The organism is Caulobacter sp. GW456-12-1-14-TSB4 (assembly GCF_059424195.1).
Genome location: NZ_JBWKZF010000003.1, coordinates 97,948 through 114,930 on the forward strand (window position 1 = coordinate 97,948; position 16,983 = coordinate 114,930).

The following is a 16,983-nucleotide window of genomic DNA, read 5'->3' on the forward strand; positions in this document are numbered from 1 at the left end:
CCACAACTCGCCCAACTATGGCTAGTTCGCGCTAACCATATTTCCTTTCCAAGTCCTTTCAACGAGACATGCGGACGCAGCGTTTGACTTGGCAGGCGACCGCCGTGGGCATCCCGTTCCTGGAGCTAATAGAAACGCCTTTAATCCTTTCAAGACAAGGCCCTAGCTTGCACTTGGATCGTCCGAGCCCGTCTTCTTGCCCGACCCGATCATGTTTAGCGGGGAATGAATCGGGACGGGCTGGAAGACCTCACGCGCCACATTCGAGCCCAAATCCCTAACGCCCCGATTCGGCTCATCCCTGCCCGGCGGCCAGCAGCTCGAAGCTGGCGACAAGGCCGTCCACGGACGAATTGGCCAGCCAGACGTCGAACATCCCCGGCTCGGCGATCCAGTAGTCGTTGTCGCCGACGAACATCAGGTTCTCGCGCTTCAGCTCGAACCTAACCTCGCGCTCGGCGCCGGGGGCCAGGGAGACCCGTTGGAAGCCCTTCAGCTCGCGCACCGGCCGGGTGCGGCTGGCCACGCGGTCGCGGATATAGAGCTGCAGGACGTGGTCGCCGTGCAGGTTGCCGCTGTTCTTGACCTTGGCGCTGACATGCAGCGTGTCGGTCCATCCCAGACGGGCGGTGCTGAGCTTCATGTCGGTGACGTCAAAGCGCGTGTAGCTGAGGCCAAAGCCGAACGGATATAGTGCGTCGTTGCGGATCGAGCGCCAGCGGGCCTTGTACTCCTGGCCGTTCGGATCGGCCGGCGCGGGACGCCCCGTCGTACGGCCATTGTAGAAGAACGGCTCCTGGCCGCTGTCGATCGGGAAGCTGACCGGCAGCTTGCCCGAGGGGTTCACGGCGCCGAACAGCACGTCGGCCACGGCGTTGCCCATCTCGCTGCCCAGGAACCAGGTCGCCAGGATCGCCGGAGCGTCGCGGACCACGCCCTCCAGCTGAATGGCCCGGCCGTGGCGCAGCAGGACAATGACCGGCTTGCCCGTGGCGGCGATCGCCTCGGCCAGGCGCATCTGGACGGGCGGGATGCGGATGTCAGTGCGCGACTTGGCCTCGCCGGTCATGTCCTGGCTCTCGCCAATGGCCAACAGGACGATGTCGGCCGCTTGCGCCGCCGCGACGGCGCGCTCGAAGCCGCCGGCGATGGTGGTCTCGACCTCGCAGCCGCGCTCGACGATCAGGCTGTTCGGGTCGGCCAGCTGAGCGCGCAGGCCGGTGGCCAGGTCGACGTTCAGGCGACGGTCGGCGAAGAAGCCGCCCCAGGCGCCCAGCACGTTCTCGCGGTCGTCGGCGAACGGACCGATCAGGGCAAGGCGCTTGCCGGCCTTGGGCAGCGGCAGCAGGGCGCGCTCGTTCTTGAGCAGCACGATCGAGCGTGCGCCGGACTCGCGGCTCAGGGCGCGCATGGCCGGCGTGGCGGTGCGCGTCGCCTCGGCCTGCGGGTCCAGTGAGCGGTAGGGATTGTCGAAGAGGCCGATCGCCTCCTTCAGGGCCAGCACCCGCCGCACGGCCGTGTCGACCGTGGCCATCGGCACCGCGCCCGAGGCGACCAGTTCCGGCAGGTAGCGGTTGTAGAGGCCGCTCTGCATGCTCATGTCGACCCCGGCCAGGATGGCCAGGCGCGCGGCGTCGCGATCGTCGGCGGCGAAGCCGTGGGCCACCAGCTCCTGATCGGCCGTGTAGTCCGAGACCACCACGCCCTTGAAGCCCCATTCCCCGCGCAGGATGTCGGTCAGCAGCATCTTGTTGGCGGTGGCCGGCACGCCGTTGACGTCGTTGAAGGCCGACATGGTGGTCAGGGCGCCGGCCGCGAAGGCGGCCTGGAACGGCGGCAGGTGGACCTCGCGCAGGGTGGCGTCCGACAGCTCGACGGAGTTGTACTCCAGACCCGCCGTCACCGCGCCATAAGCCGCGAAGTGCTTGGGTGTGGCCAGCATGCTGTCGTCGGCCTTCAGGTCCTTGCCATGGAATCCGCGCACGCGGGCGGCGGCCATCATCTCGCCCAGGAAGACGTCCTCGCCCGAGCCCTCGGCCACCCGGCCCCAGCGCTGATCGCGGGCCACGTCGACCATCGGCGCGAAGGTCCAGTGCAGGCCAGAAGCCGTGGCCTCCAGCGCCGTGGCGCGGGCGGTGCGCTCGGCCAGGTGCGGGTCGAAGCTGGCGGTCTCGCCCAGCGGGATCGGGAACACGGTGCGGAAGCCGTGGATCACGTCGGCGGCGAACAGCAGCGGGATCTTCAGGCGCGAGCCCTCGATCGCGGCCTTCTGGGTATCGCGAGCCGCCTGAGCGCCGACGCCGTTGAACAGCGCGCCGATCCGGCCGGCCTTGACCTCGGCCAGCAGGGTCTGGGCGTTGCGGATATTGACCAGCGGGTTCATGTCGCCGATCGGCGGCCGGATCATGTCGGCGAAGCACGACAGCTGACCGGCCTTCTCCTCGATGGTCATCTGGGCCAACAGGCTTTCGACGCGATCGGAAGCGCGGGCGAAGGCGCGGGGGGCGGTGACGGCCAGGCCCGCCAGGGCCATGGCGCCTGACAGGAAGGCGCGTCGGCTCGCCCCGGCGGGGCCGCCGTTCGTCGTCTTCAAAGCCATGGAATCCCCCGGGGACGCTTCAACAGGCCGGCAAAATTGCCGCTAAAGCGTCCCGGCGCAACCGCCCTCGCCTATTCGGCGGGATGCAGCACCGCCTCGGCCGGAACGCGAGCGGCGTTGAAGACTTCCAGGTCCAGGATCCCTTCGCGCTTGGCCACGATGGTGGGGATGAGGGCCTGGCCGGCGACGTTCACGGCGGTGCGGCCCATGTCCAGAATGGGGTCGATGGCCAGCAGCAGGCCCGCGCCTTCCAGCGGCAGGCCCAGGGTCGACAGGGTCAGGGTCAGCATCACGGTGGCGCCGGTCAGGCCCGCCGTGGCGGCCGAGCCGATCACCGAGACGAAGACGATCAGGAAGTAGTCCGACCAGACCAGGTGCACGCCGAAGAACTGGGCCACGAAGATCGCCGCGATCGCCGGATAGATGGCCGCGCAGCCGTCCATCTTGGTGGTCGCGCCGAATGGCACTGCGAAGGCGGCGTAGGCGCGCGGCACGCCCAGGCTGGTCTCGGTCACGGCCTCGGTCACCGGCAGGGTGCCGATCGACGAGCGCGAGACGAAGCCCAGCTGGATCGCCGGCCAGGCGCCCTGGAAGAACTTGATCGGGTTGAGGCCGTTCAGCGCCAGGATGGTCGGGTAGACGACCAGCAGCACCAAGGCGAGGCCGATATAGATCGCGCCGGTGAAGGCGCCGAGCTGGCCAAGGGTGGTCCAGCCGTACTGGGCCACGGCGTTGCCGAACAGGCCGACCGTGCCGATCGGGGTCAGGCGGATCACCCACCACAGCACCTTGCGCACGATCGCCAGGGCCGAGGCGTTGAACTTCAGGAAGGCCTCGCCCGCCTCGCCGACCTTCAGCGCGGCCAGACCGGTGACCAGCGAGATGACCACGATCTGCAGCACGTTGAACGACAGGCCGGTGGTGGCCGCGCCGTCGGTGATCTTGGTCGAGGCGGCCAGGCCCAGGATGTTGCTGGGCACCAGGCCGGTCAGGAAGTCCAGCCACGAGCCGTGGGTCTTGGGCGCCTTGGCGGCGGCCGCGGCGACGCTGGTGTGCAGGCCGGGCTGCAGGATCAGGCCCAGCGCGATGCCGATCAGCACCGCGATCAGGGCGGTGACCGCGAACCAGAACAGCGTCCGCCAGACCAGGCGGGCGGCGTTCTGCAGCTGGGCGATATTGGCGATGCTCGCGACGATCGCCGTGAACACCAGCGGCGGCACCAGCACGCGCAGCAACTGGATGAAGATCGCGCCGACCTGATGCAGCGCCTCGGCCAGGGCGTAGCCCGCCTGCCCCTCGGCCGGGCCGAGGTTCCGGGCCAACAGGCCCAGACCCAGGCCCAGGGCCATGGCGACCAGGACCTGGACTCCGAACCCGCTGATGAAACGGCTGCTCTTCGGCTGGGCGACGGCCATGCGCGATCCTCGGACAAGTGAGGCATTTAATGTCGTGCTTGGCGGTGGGATTTACGACCGCGCTTTTTCAGAAGCCGGATTCAGGAAAACTGTTGCTCAAAGACGCGGCAACCACAGGCCCATGATGGCGAAAAGCCCGCCGGCCGCCGTCGCCAGCGTGACCACCGCCATGCCGCCGGCCATGGCCAGCTTGGCCCCTGCCCTGCCCCGATCCCGGGCCAGCAGGTACAGCTCCAGGATCGCCAGCGGCCCCAGCACATGGGCGAAGGCCAGGAAGATGTCGAACGGCCCGTCGAAGGCGTCGGTGTGGCCGACCGGCGCCTGGTTGGCGACGAACCACAGCATCATGCCCAGGCGATAGAAGAACACCCCCAGCATCAGCACGAAGCCCCGTAGCGCCCAGCGCCGGTGGACGTCGAACCGCCGCTGGATCGCAAACCGCAGCGCCTGGCCGGCGCACAGCATCAGCAGCACCGCGTTCAGCGTGTTGCCGATCGCCATGTAGGTCCCGGCCACCGCCCCACGCGTGAAGGCGATGAACAGCCCCGACAGCGCGATGGCGAAGGCCACGGCGATGAACGCCCGCCCGTTCCAGCGGTGGAACCTCGGCGCTCTGGTCCGGATCGCCGGGACCAGCTGCAGCGAGCCGGCGAAGGTCACGAACACCGCCATCAGCAGATGCACACCCAGCGCCAGATTCCCGGCCGTGTCGCCGCGATTATAGCCGTGCCCCGTGGGCAGCACGGTGTTCCAGCGCTCCCAGTTCCCCGTCACCGCGCCGACGCCATAAAGCCCGACGATATAGACCCCGAACGCCCACAGCCCCGCGACCAGGGCGACGTACCACGCGGTCGCCGAGGCGCTCAGCGCCCGGCCAGCCAACTTCTCCATGTGTGCGATCTCACCAACGCATCCCTCGCTCGCAGGCTTAAGCAGCAAGGCGAACCGGAGCCATGACGCGGGGCGCCACGAACTTGACCCACGCGATCACCCTGCTACCGCTCGGACCATGGTCAGCGTGGTTCAGGCAACGGTTTCGGGCGGATTCTTCAAGGGCCTGCTGGAGTTCGCCGTGTCGCTGGGCGCGGACCGCGCGGCGCTGCTGGCCGCCACCGGCGTGACGGAAACCGACTTCGCCGACCAGGACGCCCGCATCCCGCTGGAGCACTACAAGGCCCTCTACCGCGCCGGCGAGACCATGACCGGCGAGCCCGCCCTGCCCCTGAAGTTCCCTGAAGCCACCCGCTTCGAGCAGATTTCGATCGTTGGTCTGATCTGCCAGGCGGCCGACACTATGGGCGGGGCGCTGAAGCAGCTGAACCGCTTCTCGCGGCTGGTGGTCGAGGTCGAAGGCGTCTCGGACGGCCCGCGCTTCCAGCTCACCCCGCGCGAGGACGGCCTGTGGCTGCAGGATCGCTGCGCGGTCGAGGATTTCCCCGAACTGGTCGAGGCGGCGCTGGCCCGCTTCACCTGCGAGATGGCGCGGCACTATCCGGACTTCGTGTTCGTGCTGGCCGTCCACCTGACCCGTCCGCGTCCCGCCCACGCGGCCGAGTACGAGCCGATCCTGCGCGCGCCGGTGACCTTCGGCGCGGCCTGGAACGCGCTGAAGATCGAGCCCTCGTGGCTGAATCTCGAGATCCACCGGCCCAACCGCTACGCCTTCGGCATGTTCAACGGCCACGCCGACGCGCTGCTGAAGAGCCTGGAGGACTCCAAGACCACCCGAGGCCGGGTCGAAGCCCTGTTGATCCCTCTGCTGCACACTGGAGAACTGGCCATGGACGCGGTCGCCCAGGCGCTGGGCCTCAGCCGCCAGACCCTCTACCGCCGCTTGAAGGCCGAAGGCGTCAGCTTCGACCAGGTGTTGGACGACCTGCGCCGCCGAATGGCCGAGACCTATCTCGAAAAGCTGTCGGTCAACGAGACCGCCTATCTGGTCGGCTTCTCGGAGACGAGCGCCTTCTCGCGGGCCTTCAAGCGCTGGACCGGAAGCAGTCCGCGCAGCCGCAAGGCCTAGCTCTTCAGCCGCACCTTCACCGTCGTCGACAGACCCGGCCGCAAGCGCGCGACATCGGCCTGGTTCGGGTCAAGTCGGATGCGCACCGGCACGCGCTGGACGATCTTGGTGAAGTTGCCCGTGCCCGGCTCGAACGGCAGCAGCGAGAACTGCGAGCCCGAACCCGGCGCGAAGCTCTCGACATGGCCCTTCAGCGCCTTGCCGCCCAGGGCGTCGACCTTGATCGTCGCCTCCTGGCCGGGAAGCATCCGCTCGACCTGGGTCTCCTTGAAGTTGGCGACCACGTAGAGCGCCTTAATCGGCACGATGGTCATCAGGCGCGTGCCGGGCTGGACGTAGTCGCCGGGCTCGGCCTGGCGGTCGCCGACCACGCCGTCGATCGGCGAGACGATGACCGTATGGCTCTGGTCCTGGCGGGCGAGGATCAGGGCGGCCTTGGCGCGGGCCACGGCGGCCTCGGCCTGGGCGAGATTGGCGGTCAGGGTGGCGCGCTTGGCGGCGGTGACGGCGGCCTGGTCCTGGCTGACCGAGAGCTGGGCGCGGCTGCGGTCGGCGTCCGACTGGGCCCCGACGGCGGCGGCGCGGAAGCGCTCGACGTCGCGGCGGGCCACCGCGCCGCTGTCGGCGAGGTCTTCGTAGCGCTTGCGGTCGGCCTGGGCGCGGACGTTCTCGGCGTCGGCGGCGGCGATGGAAGTCTGAGCGGCGCGGATGTTGGAGCCGGCCAGGCGCTGCTCGGCGTCCAGAGAGATCAGGGCGGCGCGGGCGCTGGCGGCGGCGGCCTCGGCGTTGCCGACATCGGCCTCGGCCGAGGCGACGCGGGCGTCGAACTCTTCGGGATCGATGCGCAGCAAGGCGTCGCCGCGATGGACCGTCTGGTTGTGGCCGACCAGGACCTGGGAAACGAGACCCCGGACCTTCGGCGCGACGGCCGAGCTGTCGGCCTGGATATAGGCCGCGTCGGTCGAGACCGAGCCCTTTGGCGCGGCGATCAGCAGGCCGCCACCAACCGCGACGACCAGCGCCGTGCCGACCGCCAGCACGGTCTTGCGCGAGAACGGGGCCTTCTTGACCTTGGCTTGGACGGCGGGGGCTTCGACGAGCCCGTCTTTAAAGGTGGCGTCGGTCATTGGGCGGCCTCCAGGCCAAGGCGGCGTTTCAGGTGCGCGCGCGAGCGTTCGAGAATGGCGTCTGAGCGGTCGGGATCGGCCTCGGCCCGGGCCAGCGTCACGGCCCCGACCAGTTCGGACAGGACCGAGCTGGCCTCGTCCTCGGCGTGGTCGCGGCCCAGCGCCGTCAGGTGGGTGGCGACCATCCCGGTCAGCCGGGCCACACCGCGGGTGTAGCGCTCGCGCGAGGCCTCCGAGAGGCGCGGCGCATCCACCGCCAGATACGGCAGCGGACAGCCGCCGGACCGTGAGTCGCGGTGGCGGGCCGAAAGGTAGAAGTCGATGTAGCCGGTCAGGGCTTCGCGCGGCGGCAGCTCCTTGACCTTCTCCAGCATCATCGTCGGCCCGCCTTCGAACATGTGGGCGATGGCCTCGGCGACGAACGCCTCCTTCGACGGGAAGTGGGCGTAGAAGCCGCCATGCGTCAGGCCCGCGCGGGCCATGACCCCGGCCACGCCCAGGCGGTGGGGACCTTCCTCGCGGATGGCCTTGGCGGCCTCGTCCAATACCCGCTGGCGAGTCTTCTGCTTGTGTTCGGCGTCGTAGCGCATCTTGCGGCCTCGATTACATGACGCATATAATATTATAGCCATCATACTTTCAAGAGGCGCTCCCGTGAGCTCATCCGCCGCCAAGCCGCCGATCGATCCGGGCGCCCTGCCCACCCGGACGAAGTTCCTGATCTTCGGCGTGATGGCGTTCGGCCAGTTCATGGCCCTGATCGACATACAGATCGTCGCCGCCTCGCTGAACGACGTGCAGGCGGGCCTCTCCGCCGGGCCGGACGAGATCAGCTGGGTGCAGACCGGCTACCTGATGGCCGAGCTGGTGATGATCCCGTTCGCCGCGTTCCTGGCGCAGAGCCTGTCGACCCGGTGGCTGTTCGCCCTGTCGGCCGGCCTCTTCACGATCTCCTCGGCCCTGTGCGGCATGGCCTGGGACATCGACTCGATGATCCTGTTCCGCGTGCTGCAGGGCTTCACCGGCGGGGCCATGGTGCCAACCGTCTTCGCCACGGGCTTTGCGATGTTCTCCGGACCGCAGCGGGCGATGATCCCGGCGATCCTGGGCATGGTCTCGGTGCTGGCCCCGACCCTGGGCCCGACCGTCGGCGGCTGGCTGACCGAAGCGGTCGGCTGGCGCTCGATCTTCTACATCAACATCGTGCCGGGCGCCCTGGTGACGATCCTGGCCATCAACGTCATCAAGGTCGATCGCCCCAACCTGTCGATGCTGAAGACCATCGACTATTCGCACCTGGCCGCCATGGCCGTGTTCCTGGGCGGGCTAGAATATGTGCTGGAGGAAGGCCCCCGCAAGCAGTGGTTCGAGGACACTGGCATCGCTCTGACCGCCTGGGTGACGGTGGTCGCGCTGGGCCTGTTCATCGAGCGCTCGCTGCGGTCGGGCGGACCGGTCGTCAAGCTGTCGCCCTTCCGCAAGCCGACCTTCGCCTTTGCCTGCCTGTTCAACCTGGTGATCGGCTTCGGGCTCTATTCGTCGACCTATCTGATCCCGGTCTTCCTGGGCCGGGTGCGCGGCTATGACAGTCTGGAGATCGGCACGACCGTCTTCGTCACCGGCATCGCCCAGATCCTGTCGACGGTGATCGCCGCGCGGCTGTCGACGAAGCTTGATCCGCGCATCACCGTCAGCGTCGGCCTGACCCTGTTCGCCGCGGCCCTGTGGCTGACCTCGCACATGACCAGCGAGTGGGGCTTCTGGGCGTTGCTGGCCCCGCAGGCGCTGCGGGGCTTTGCGATCATGCTGTGCATCGTGCCCAGCGTGACCCTGGCCCTGGGCGGGTTCGAGATGGCCGAGCTGCGCTACGCCTCTGGCCTGTTCAACCTGATGCGCAACCTGGGCGGCGCCATCGGCATCGCTGTCGTCAACACCTGGCTGGGCGACAACGCCCGCATCCACGTGGCCCGTTTCGGCGAGGCGCTGGGCGAGGCCGGCCGCTCGGGCAACGCCGCTCTCTCGAACCTGGCCGCCCGCATCGCCGAGCGCACGCCCGACGCCGCCCAGGCCGCGCTGCTGGTGCAAGGCGAACTGGCCAAGGTGGTCGGCCGCGAAGCCCTGACCCTGGCCTTCAACGACGTGTTCCGGGTGATGGCGGGCCTGTTCCTGTTGGCCCTGGTCATGGCCCCGTTCTGCAAACCCCCGCCCCTGGCCGGCGCCAAGCCGCCGCCGGACGCGCACTGAGGTCAAAAAAATCCCAGGCCAAAAAAATCCCCGGGAGGACGAGCCTCCCGGGGTGCGCTTGCAGAGAGTTGGGTTGAACCGGTTAGTGCATCGCGCCCGCCGGGGCGGCTTCGAGCGCCTCGGACGGATCGATGGCCTCAGCCGGCTTGCGGGCCGACCAGCCGAACACGGCGATGATCAGGTAGCAGATGGCCGGGACGAAGAAGGCCAGGCCCAGGCTGCCGATGTGGTCGGCGACGAAGCCGGTCAGCGGCGGGATCACCGCGCCGCCGACGATGCCCATGCACAGCAGGCCCGAGGCGGCCGGGGTCTTCTTGCCCATGCCCTCGATGCCCAGCGTGAAGATGGTCGGGAACATGATCGAGTTGAACAGGCCGATCGCCAGCAGGCTGTAGCCGGCTGTCGTCCCGGACGTGAAGGCCGAGGTGGCGATCAGGGCAACCACGACCAGGGCGCAGGCGGTCAGGACCTTGCCCGGCGAGACGCGGGCCAGCACGAAGGCGCCGATGAAGCGGCCGACCATGGCGCCGCCCCAGTACCAGGACAGCATGGCCCCGGCCTTGGACAGCGGCAGGCCCAGGGTGCTCGGTTGAGCCAGGTAGTTGGTCATGAAGGTGCCGATGGCCACCTCGGCGCCGACATAGACGAAGATGCACAGCACGGCGAAGGCCAGGCGCTTGTGCTTCATCATGCCCAGCATTTCGCCGAGGCCCGTGGCGGCCTCGGCCTGCGGGGCCTTGTCGTTGTTGCGCAGGAACCAGAACAGCAGGGCCAGCACCAGCAGGCCGCCGGCGATGATCATGTACGGCGCTTGCACGGCGTGGGCTTGCGTGTGGCGCAGGGCCTCCAGCGCGGCCGGGGTCAGGGTCGCCGGATCGGGCGCCTTCTCGATGTGCTTGAGGATCAGGGCCGAACCCACGAACGGCGCCAGATAGGTGCCGAACGAGTTCAGGAACTGGGCGAAGGTCAGGCGGCTGGAGGCCGTCTCGCTCTTGCCCAGCAGGGCGACCAGCGGGTTGGCGGCGACCTGCAGCAGGGTGATGCCCGAGGCCAGGATGAACAGCGCGCCCAGGAAGCCGTAATAGACGCCGGTGTTGGCGGCCGGGGCGAACAGCAGGCAGCCGATCATCATGACGACCAGGCCCACCACGACGGCGCGCAGATAGCCCAGGCGGCTCAGCACCCAGCTGGACGGCAGCGACATCAGGAAATAGGCGCCGAAGAAGCAGGTCTGGGTCAGGGCGGTCTGGAAGTTGTTCAGCTTGAACAGCGACTTCAGCGCCGGCGCCACCAGGTCGACCAAGCAGGTCGAGAAGCCCCAGGCGAAGAACAGCAGAATCACGAAGGGCAGCAGCACGCCGCCCGCTTTGCCGGTTCCGCCCGAAGGCGCGACACCGCCACCCATACCCGCCATGCCCTGAAGCTCCCTAGTGACGCTTAAGTTTGTGAATCCGTCTTTGCGCGGACGCGACATTCACAGGAAGCCTGACAACGTTGTCAACAGGGCTCGGGATTTTTCGCTATTTGATAGCGCTACCAGGGGAACCGCACCGCGCGCCAGTCGCTTGAAGTTGAAACGGGAGTTTCTTCATGTCGGCTCTGATGGTGCTTCTGATTTCCAGCTTCTTCGTGCTGGCGGCGATGGTCGGGCTGGCCGACGCGCTGGTGCACTTCGTGATCTGGAGCATCGGCCGGCTGAGAGCGCCGCGCGAGGCGATTCAGCCGCCGGCGCAGGGAATCATGGCGTAGCTTTTCGCGGTGAACCAGCGGCCGCTGAACTCGGTGGCGAACGGGGCTTTCGGCGTCCAGTCACGGGCGTCGAGGCCCAGCGGCAGTTTCTGATCCTCCCATCGTGGCGAGACGATCCAGGCCGGTGCGTCCGATGCGGCGCAGAAGGCGCGGACCTTGTCCGGGCTCGGCGGCGCAGGACGTAACGGCGCCAGGGTCATCGGCCGCATCAGGTCACGACCGGCCAGACCCGCCTGCTCCATTTGCTCAGCACGCCGAGAGAGCTCCAGCGCCAGGGGCCGGGAGAACACCACACCCGCGCCCTGCACCGTGCTGGCCCAGCTGGGGCGGCCCACCAGCACCCACGGCTCGACATCGCCGCCCAGCCACAGGACGTCGCCGGGCTTCGAGGCGGTCATGGCGACCAGTGCGGAGTCCCTGCCCTGGTCGCGCTCACGGACGAAGGCCGGACGGTCGTCCCACAGCAGGATGGTCAGCAGGGCGATGACGACGGCGCCAACGATGCGAACCGTCTCGGGCGGCGCCCTCCAGCCCCGCGCCAGCCAGACGCCGAGCACCAGAGCAATGATCAGGCCCGGAAAGTCGGTGAACCAGACGATCGTCTGGCTGTAGTCCCCTGCCCTGGCCAGCTTGTGCGCCAAGCCCGAGCCCGTCAGCCAGGCGCAGCCGACCGCCGCGATCGCCAGCAGACTCACGGCCGCGGCCGAGATCAGGTCCGGTCGGCTGAAGCGGACCCTGTCGCCCATGGCCACGAGCACCAGACCCGCCGGCGCGGCGATCAGGCCCAGCGCGCCGACGTCGCGGAACATCCAGGCCACGGCGATCAGGACCAGACCCAGCAGCCCGGCTGGTCCACGCTTGGGCCCCTCGACGCTCAGCAGGGCCAGGCACGCCAGGGCCAGCACGGCCAGCGGCTGCAGGGTCCGCCAGCTTTGGACCTGCAGGAACAGCAGCAGCGAGAACCTGTCGCCGAGCACGGCGACGATGGCGACGCCGACCAAGCCGGCGATCAGCGCGCCCAGGGCCAGGCGATGCGATGCGCCTTGCAGCACGAAGGCCGCCGCCGCGACCGTGCAGGCTTGTGCGGCCAGGCGGCTCCAGGTCTCGACCGGCCACAGGGATGGGAACAGAAGCGGGCTGCGCGTCTCGACCACCGCGCGCCAGGCTGGGTCCATGACCGTGACCAGGCGGTCGGCGACCGGCAGGTGCAGCAGGCCCGCGACGGTGATCGCGACGACGCCCGCCAGACCCGCCCACAGCCAGCGACGATCCTCGAAGCACAGGGCGATGCCGATTGCGGCGGCCGAGCACAAGCCCATGATCGGATGGAACAGCATCCCGACGACGCACAGGCCCAAGCCCAGCCAGCGCCGCCCGGACAGATAGGCCGCCATGCCGGCCAGGCCCGCGGCCTCGACCAGGCCACGCGGCGTGGCGTAGGGCTCGCCGAAGCCGATGATGTTCAGGGGGCCGTACAGCGCCGGCAGTACGGCCACGAAGACCAGCGCGCACCAGCGCACGGCTGGCGATCGATCGGCCAGCAGGCGCTCGACCAGCAGCACGGCGGCGGCGAACCACAGCACGAGGGTGACGGCCACGACCGCCAGGGTCGCGCCCGACGGTCCCAACAGCACGATCAGTCGGGCCAGCATCGGCGTGTAGAGGCTGAACCCGAACTGCCCGTCGTGGACGAACATCAGGTCGCGCCCGACCCCGCCCGGATCGAGCTTGGCGAGCGCGTCGGCCACATAGAGCCGGCCGTCATGATGGATGCCCAGATAGGGCCGGCTCAGCAGGAACAGCCCGAAGGCGGCCAGCCAGCCAACGATCTTGTCTCGCCGGCTCACGGCTGGGCGGTGACGCGGGGAGCCTTGAACAGCAGCGCCCGGCGGACGGTGAAGTTGAATACGAAGACGATCCCGGCGGTCGGGATCTTGGCCACGCCCGGATGCAGGTGCAGCGCCCCGACCCACAGCGCCATCAGGCCCTGGGTCAGGACCAGGCCGGCCAAGCCGACGCCGACGAAGCCGAAGACCTCGCGTCGGCGATCGACGACCGCGCGGTGGCGGAACACCAGAGCGACCGACAGCCAATAGGTGATCGCCATCCCACTGACGAAGCCCGTCGCCGAGGCGACCAGATAGTTCACGCCCAGCGCCGTCAGCGCCAGCAGCAGGCCCCAGTCGAGACCCAGCGCCAAGGCGCTGGCGAAACCGTAGAGCGTCAGCTCGCGCAGCCCCTCGGGCAGACGCCGCCAGAGCTGCACGAGCAAAGTCATGATCAGGCGGCGACCTTGGTCGGGACCAGACGCTCGCTGCGCAGGGCCTGGCGGGCGCCGGAGACGCCGGCCTCGCCGTACTCGGCGTCCTCGTTGACTTCCCAGACGTCGTGCACGGTCTCGCCGGCGATGATGTTCTCGGCCGTCAGCAGGCCCGTCATCATGGCGTGGTCCTGGTTGTTGTACTTGTGCATGCCGTTGCGGCCCACCAGGTGCAGGCCCGGGAAGTGCATCTTCAGATCCAGGCGGATCATCTTGATGTGCTCGGCATAGGCGTCGTCATAGACCGGATAGGCCTTGTGCTGGCGCACCACGCAGGCGTCGTAGACGTCCGAGGGATCCATCAGGCCGATCTTGCCGATCTCGCGCTTGGCCTGGGCGACCAGGTCCTCGTCCGAGGTGACCCACAGGCCGTCGCCCTCGAAGCAGAAATATTCCAGGCCCAGGCACGTCGAGACGCCGTCCGGGATCATCTCCGGCGACCACGAGCGGAAGTTCTGCACGCGGCCGACCTTCACCGACGGATCGTGGATGTAGATCCAGTTGTCCGGCAGCTCCTTCTGCGGCTTGCCGATCAGCACCACGGTGATGAAGTCGCGGTACATCAGTTCGCCGGCATGGAAGACGCTGATCGGAGTCGGCGAGACCGCCTGCATCAACTCGCGGATCGGCGCGGACGAGACGACATCGTCGGCCGTGTAGATCTCCTTCTTGCCGTCGGCGCACGAGACGCTGACGGTCCAGATCTTGGCGATCTTGTCGTAGTGCAGCCCGTCGACCTTGCGGCCCATGCGGACCTGACCGCCCAGGGCGGTGATCTTGTCGCGGCAGGCTTCCCACATCATGCCGGGGCCCTTGCGGGGATAGCGGAAGCTCTCGATCAGGGTCTTGGGCGAGCCCTCGCCACCCTTGGCCTTCACGCCCAGCGAGCGCTTGACGCCGTCGATGATGGCGGCGGCCAGGTCCAGGCCCTTGATGCGCTGGCTGGCCCAGTCGGCCGAAATCTCGTCGCAGCTCATGCCCCACACCTTCTCGGTGTAGGTCTTGAAGAAGATCGAGAACAGCTTCTCGCCGAACTGGTTGCGGACCCACTGGTGGAAGGTCGTCGGGTTCTCGATCGGATTGACCTTGGCCCAGCCGAACGAGGCCATGCACTTGGCGGCCGTCCAGACGCCCAGGTTCGCCAGCGCCTCGAAGGCCTTCAGCGGATAGGCGTAGAACTTCTCGCGGTAATAGATGCGTGACAGGCGCGGCCGGTCGATGAAGTCGTCGGGCAGGATCTCGTTCCAAAGGTCGACGATCTCCTGGCTCTTCGAGAAGAACCGGTGGCCGCCGATGTCGAACTTGAAGCCCTTGTAGTCCACGGTCCGGCTGATGCCGCCGACATAGGCCTCGTCCATCTCCAGCACGGTCACGCCGCGGCCGGCCTTGGCCAGGGTGTAGGCGGTCGTCAGCCCGGCCGGGCCGGCGCCGATCACCAGGGTCTCCACGTGCTGGCCCATGCGGCCGTCTCCTAATCCCGTTTCAGTACAGGATGGGGCGGGATGGTTAAGGCGAGGTCCCCAGGCTTGGTGAATCCAGATTAATCGTGAATCCGGGACGATCGGCCGCGGCTGTACTTATCGGGGGTGACAGGCGCGAAAGGCGACGCTACGTTCCCCGCCGATGACCCTCGCCGCCAGCCACACGCTGTTTTGGTATTTTAGCTATCCGACGCCTCTGGCGCCGGGAGGGTTTCGTTCGGCCTGACATCAGGGCCACAAAGAACACCTTCACCAGCCGCCAGGGGTCCCCCGGGCGGCTTTTTTAATGGCCGCCGGACCTCACCAGGATTTCCGGAGTACGCCATGCCTTCCACCGCCAACCTCGTCTCGCTGCCCGTCCCCACCGACGACCTGCGCATCGAGAAACTCCAGACCCTCAGCCCGCCCGCCCAGGTGATCGGCGAGGCCCCGGCCAGCTCGTCGGTCGCCGAGGTCGTGGGTAACGCCCGCGCCGCGGTCCACGAGATCCTGCACGGCCGCGACGACCGCCTGGTGGTGGTGATCGGCCCCTGCTCGATCCACGACCCGAAGGCCGCCCTCGACTACGCCCAGCGCCTGGCCGCCGAGCGCGAGCGCCACGCTGGCGAGCTGGAGGTGATCATGCGCGTCTATTTCGAGAAGCCGCGCACGACCGTCGGCTGGAAGGGCCTGATCAACGACCCGGACCTGGACGGCGGCTTCCGCATCAATGAGGGCCTGCGCCTGGCGCGTCGGGTGCTGCTGGACGTCAGCGCCCAGGGCCTGCCGACCGCCTGCGAGTTCCTGGACGTCACCACCCCGCAATATATCGCCGACCTGGTGGCCTGGGGCGCGATCGGCGCGCGCACGACCGAGAGCCAGATCCACCGCGAGATGGCCTCAGGCCTCTCCTGCCCCGTCGGCTTCAAGAACGGCACCAATGGCGACGTGAAGGTGGCGGTGGACGCGGTGATGGCCGCCAGCCAGCCGCACCATTTCCTGGCCGTGACCAAGGAAGGCCGCGCCGCCATCGCCACCACGACCGGCAACGGCGACTGCCATGTCGTGCTGCGCGGCGGCAAGACGCCGAACTACGACGCCGCCAGCGTCGCGGCGGCGGCTGAGGCCGTGGCCAAGGCCGGCATGCCCGCCCGGATCATGGTCGATGTCAGCCATGCCAACAGCGGCAAGAACCACGAGAACCAGCCGGCCGTCGTCGCCGACATCGCCGCTCAACTGGCCACGGGGACCTCGCCGATCATGGGCGTGATGATCGAGAGCAATCTCGTCGCCGGCCGCCAGGACATCGTCCCCGGCCGGCCCCTGACCTACGGCCAGTCGGTCACCGACGCCTGCGTCGACTGGGACACTTCGGTGCGCCTGCTCGACCAGCTGGCCGCCGCCGTGAAGGCCGGCCGCGAGGCGCGCAAGGCCTGACGACCAGACGCGCGAACGGCGGGGCTTAAGTCGACCACCCGCCGTTCGCGCATCCTTCTGACGACGAGCCGCGTTGTGAAGCCCGAGGGACCTTCACCAAGGCGAAGATCAAAATGACCCGTCTCGTCATCATCGGCCTGGCCATCGGCGCCATCGCCCTTCCCGCGACGCTGGCGCCCACGGACGCCGACGCCGCCACCTGCCGCAGCCGCAAGGCCACCGGCACCGTCATCGGCGGCCTGGGCGGGGCCCTGGTCGGCAACGCCATCTCCAAGGGCGGCGGCGGCCTGATCGTCGGCGGCCTGGGCGGCGCCTTGGTCGGCCGCGAGATCGGCAAGAGCGGCTGCCGCTCGCGCACGGCCTACTACAGCTCCGGCTCGCGCAGCGCTTCCTACGCGGCCCCGGCCCAGCCCGCGCCGGTCCGTCAGGTCTATTACGACCACATGGGCAATCCGGTCGCCACGGGCGAGGTCCGCAACGGGACCTTCCAGCAGGTCTCGGCCAATACCTCGACCGGTGGGACGTGCCGCAACGCCACGATCTCCTACTACGACGAGCGCGGTCGCCTCTCGCAGCGCCCCGTCCAGATCTGCCCCCGCTAAGAACCCACGG

The 16,983-nt window shown here is 68.5% G+C and carries 15 protein-coding genes; 6 read left to right on the plus strand and 9 right to left on the minus strand.

Features of this window, described 5'->3' with window-relative positions; all coding sequences use genetic code 11:
• Positions 1 to 295: 295 nt before the first annotated feature.
• The 3 genes from bglX to AC07YH_RS03785 all read right to left on the minus strand — a co-directional run bounded on the left by bglX (position 296) and on the right by AC07YH_RS03785 (position 4,905).
• Positions 296 to 2,599: a beta-glucosidase BglX gene (gene bglX, locus AC07YH_RS03775; RefSeq protein ID WP_494745675.1), complete on the minus strand. Its 2,304-nt coding sequence runs from the start codon at positions 2,597 to 2,599 to the stop codon at positions 296 to 298.
• 71 nt (positions 2,600 to 2,670) lie between these two features.
• A complete protein-coding gene (locus tag AC07YH_RS03780) occupies positions 2,671 to 4,014 on the minus strand; it encodes a dicarboxylate/amino acid:cation symporter (RefSeq protein WP_494745676.1) in 1,344 nt (447 codons plus the stop codon).
• A gap of 96 nt (positions 4,015 to 4,110) precedes the next feature.
• The gene (locus AC07YH_RS03785) at positions 4,111 to 4,905 is read right to left on the minus strand and encodes a DUF2306 domain-containing protein (protein WP_494745677.1); all 795 of its coding nucleotides are present in this window, start codon (positions 4,903 to 4,905) and stop codon (positions 4,111 to 4,113) included.
• Positions 4,906 to 5,023: 118 nt separating this feature from the next.
• On the opposite strand from AC07YH_RS03785, the gene AC07YH_RS03790 reads away from it, so the two are divergent.
• Positions 5,024 to 6,034, plus strand: a complete 1,011-nt coding sequence (locus tag AC07YH_RS03790) for an AraC family transcriptional regulator (protein WP_494745678.1) — start codon at positions 5,024 to 5,026, stop codon at positions 6,032 to 6,034.
• Here the strand turns inward: AC07YH_RS03790 and AC07YH_RS03795 are convergent.
• Together AC07YH_RS03795 and AC07YH_RS03800 are read right to left on the minus strand one after the other, a co-directional pair.
• Positions 6,031 to 7,161, minus strand: a complete 1,131-nt coding sequence (locus AC07YH_RS03795; RefSeq protein ID WP_494745679.1) for an HlyD family secretion protein — start codon at positions 7,159 to 7,161, stop codon at positions 6,031 to 6,033. The genes AC07YH_RS03790 and AC07YH_RS03795 overlap by 4 nt on opposite strands.
• Positions 7,158 to 7,751 carry a TetR/AcrR family transcriptional regulator gene (locus AC07YH_RS03800; protein ID WP_494745680.1) on the minus strand — a complete coding sequence of 198 codons (594 nt, stop codon included), beginning with the start codon at positions 7,749 to 7,751 and terminating at the stop codon, positions 7,158 to 7,160. The genes AC07YH_RS03795 and AC07YH_RS03800 overlap by 4 nt, the downstream gene beginning before the upstream one ends.
• Positions 7,752 to 7,815: 64 nt before the next feature.
• On the opposite strand from AC07YH_RS03800, the gene AC07YH_RS03805 reads away from it, so the two are divergent.
• On the plus strand, positions 7,816 to 9,405 hold the full coding sequence (locus tag AC07YH_RS03805) for a DHA2 family efflux MFS transporter permease subunit (protein WP_494745681.1): 1,590 nt from the start codon (positions 7,816 to 7,818) through the stop codon (positions 9,403 to 9,405).
• 82 nt (positions 9,406 to 9,487) lie between these two features.
• Here the strand turns inward: AC07YH_RS03805 and AC07YH_RS03810 are convergent, their stop codons facing one another.
• Positions 9,488 to 10,819 carry a sugar MFS transporter gene (locus AC07YH_RS03810; RefSeq protein ID WP_494745682.1) on the minus strand — a complete coding sequence of 444 codons (1,332 nt, stop codon included), beginning with the start codon at positions 10,817 to 10,819 and terminating at the stop codon, positions 9,488 to 9,490.
• Between the two features lie 176 nt (positions 10,820 to 10,995).
• Here AC07YH_RS03810 and AC07YH_RS03815 point away from each other — a divergent pair, with 176 nt between their 5' ends.
• A complete protein-coding gene (locus AC07YH_RS03815; RefSeq protein WP_494745683.1) occupies positions 10,996 to 11,154 on the plus strand; it encodes a hypothetical protein in 159 nt (52 codons plus the stop codon).
• Here the strand turns inward: AC07YH_RS03815 and AC07YH_RS03820 are convergent.
• From AC07YH_RS03820 to AC07YH_RS03830, 3 genes are read right to left on the minus strand one after another with little or no spacing between them, the layout of a single operon-like run.
• Positions 11,124 to 13,001, minus strand: coding sequence for a hypothetical protein (locus tag AC07YH_RS03820; protein ID WP_494745684.1), 1,878 nt, complete (start codon positions 12,999 to 13,001; stop codon positions 11,124 to 11,126). The two genes, AC07YH_RS03815 and AC07YH_RS03820, sit on opposite strands and share 31 nt — an antisense overlap.
• Positions 12,998 to 13,432, minus strand: a complete 435-nt coding sequence (locus tag AC07YH_RS03825) for a GtrA family protein (RefSeq protein ID WP_494745685.1) — start codon at positions 13,430 to 13,432, stop codon at positions 12,998 to 13,000. Before AC07YH_RS03825 ends, AC07YH_RS03820 begins: the two co-directional genes overlap by 4 nt.
• Before the next feature lie 2 nt (positions 13,433 to 13,434).
• Positions 13,435 to 14,934: an NAD(P)/FAD-dependent oxidoreductase gene (locus AC07YH_RS03830; protein ID WP_494745686.1), complete on the minus strand. Its 1,500-nt coding sequence runs from the start codon at positions 14,932 to 14,934 to the stop codon at positions 13,435 to 13,437.
• Between the two features lie 163 nt (positions 14,935 to 15,097).
• Between AC07YH_RS03830 and AC07YH_RS03835 the strand changes: the two genes are divergently transcribed.
• From AC07YH_RS03835 to AC07YH_RS03845, 3 genes are all read left to right on the plus strand, one after another.
• Positions 15,098 to 15,181, plus strand: coding sequence for a hypothetical protein (locus AC07YH_RS03835; protein ID WP_106907040.1), 84 nt, complete (start codon positions 15,098 to 15,100; stop codon positions 15,179 to 15,181).
• 98 nt (positions 15,182 to 15,279) lie between these two features.
• Complete coding sequence (locus AC07YH_RS03840; protein ID WP_494745687.1) at positions 15,280 to 16,371, plus strand: 3-deoxy-7-phosphoheptulonate synthase; 1,092 nt, start codon at positions 15,280 to 15,282, stop codon at positions 16,369 to 16,371.
• A gap of 113 nt (positions 16,372 to 16,484) precedes the next feature.
• On the plus strand, positions 16,485 to 16,973 hold the full coding sequence (locus AC07YH_RS03845) for a hypothetical protein (RefSeq protein WP_494745688.1): 489 nt from the start codon (positions 16,485 to 16,487) through the stop codon (positions 16,971 to 16,973).
• Positions 16,974 to 16,983: the final 10 nt, after the last annotated feature.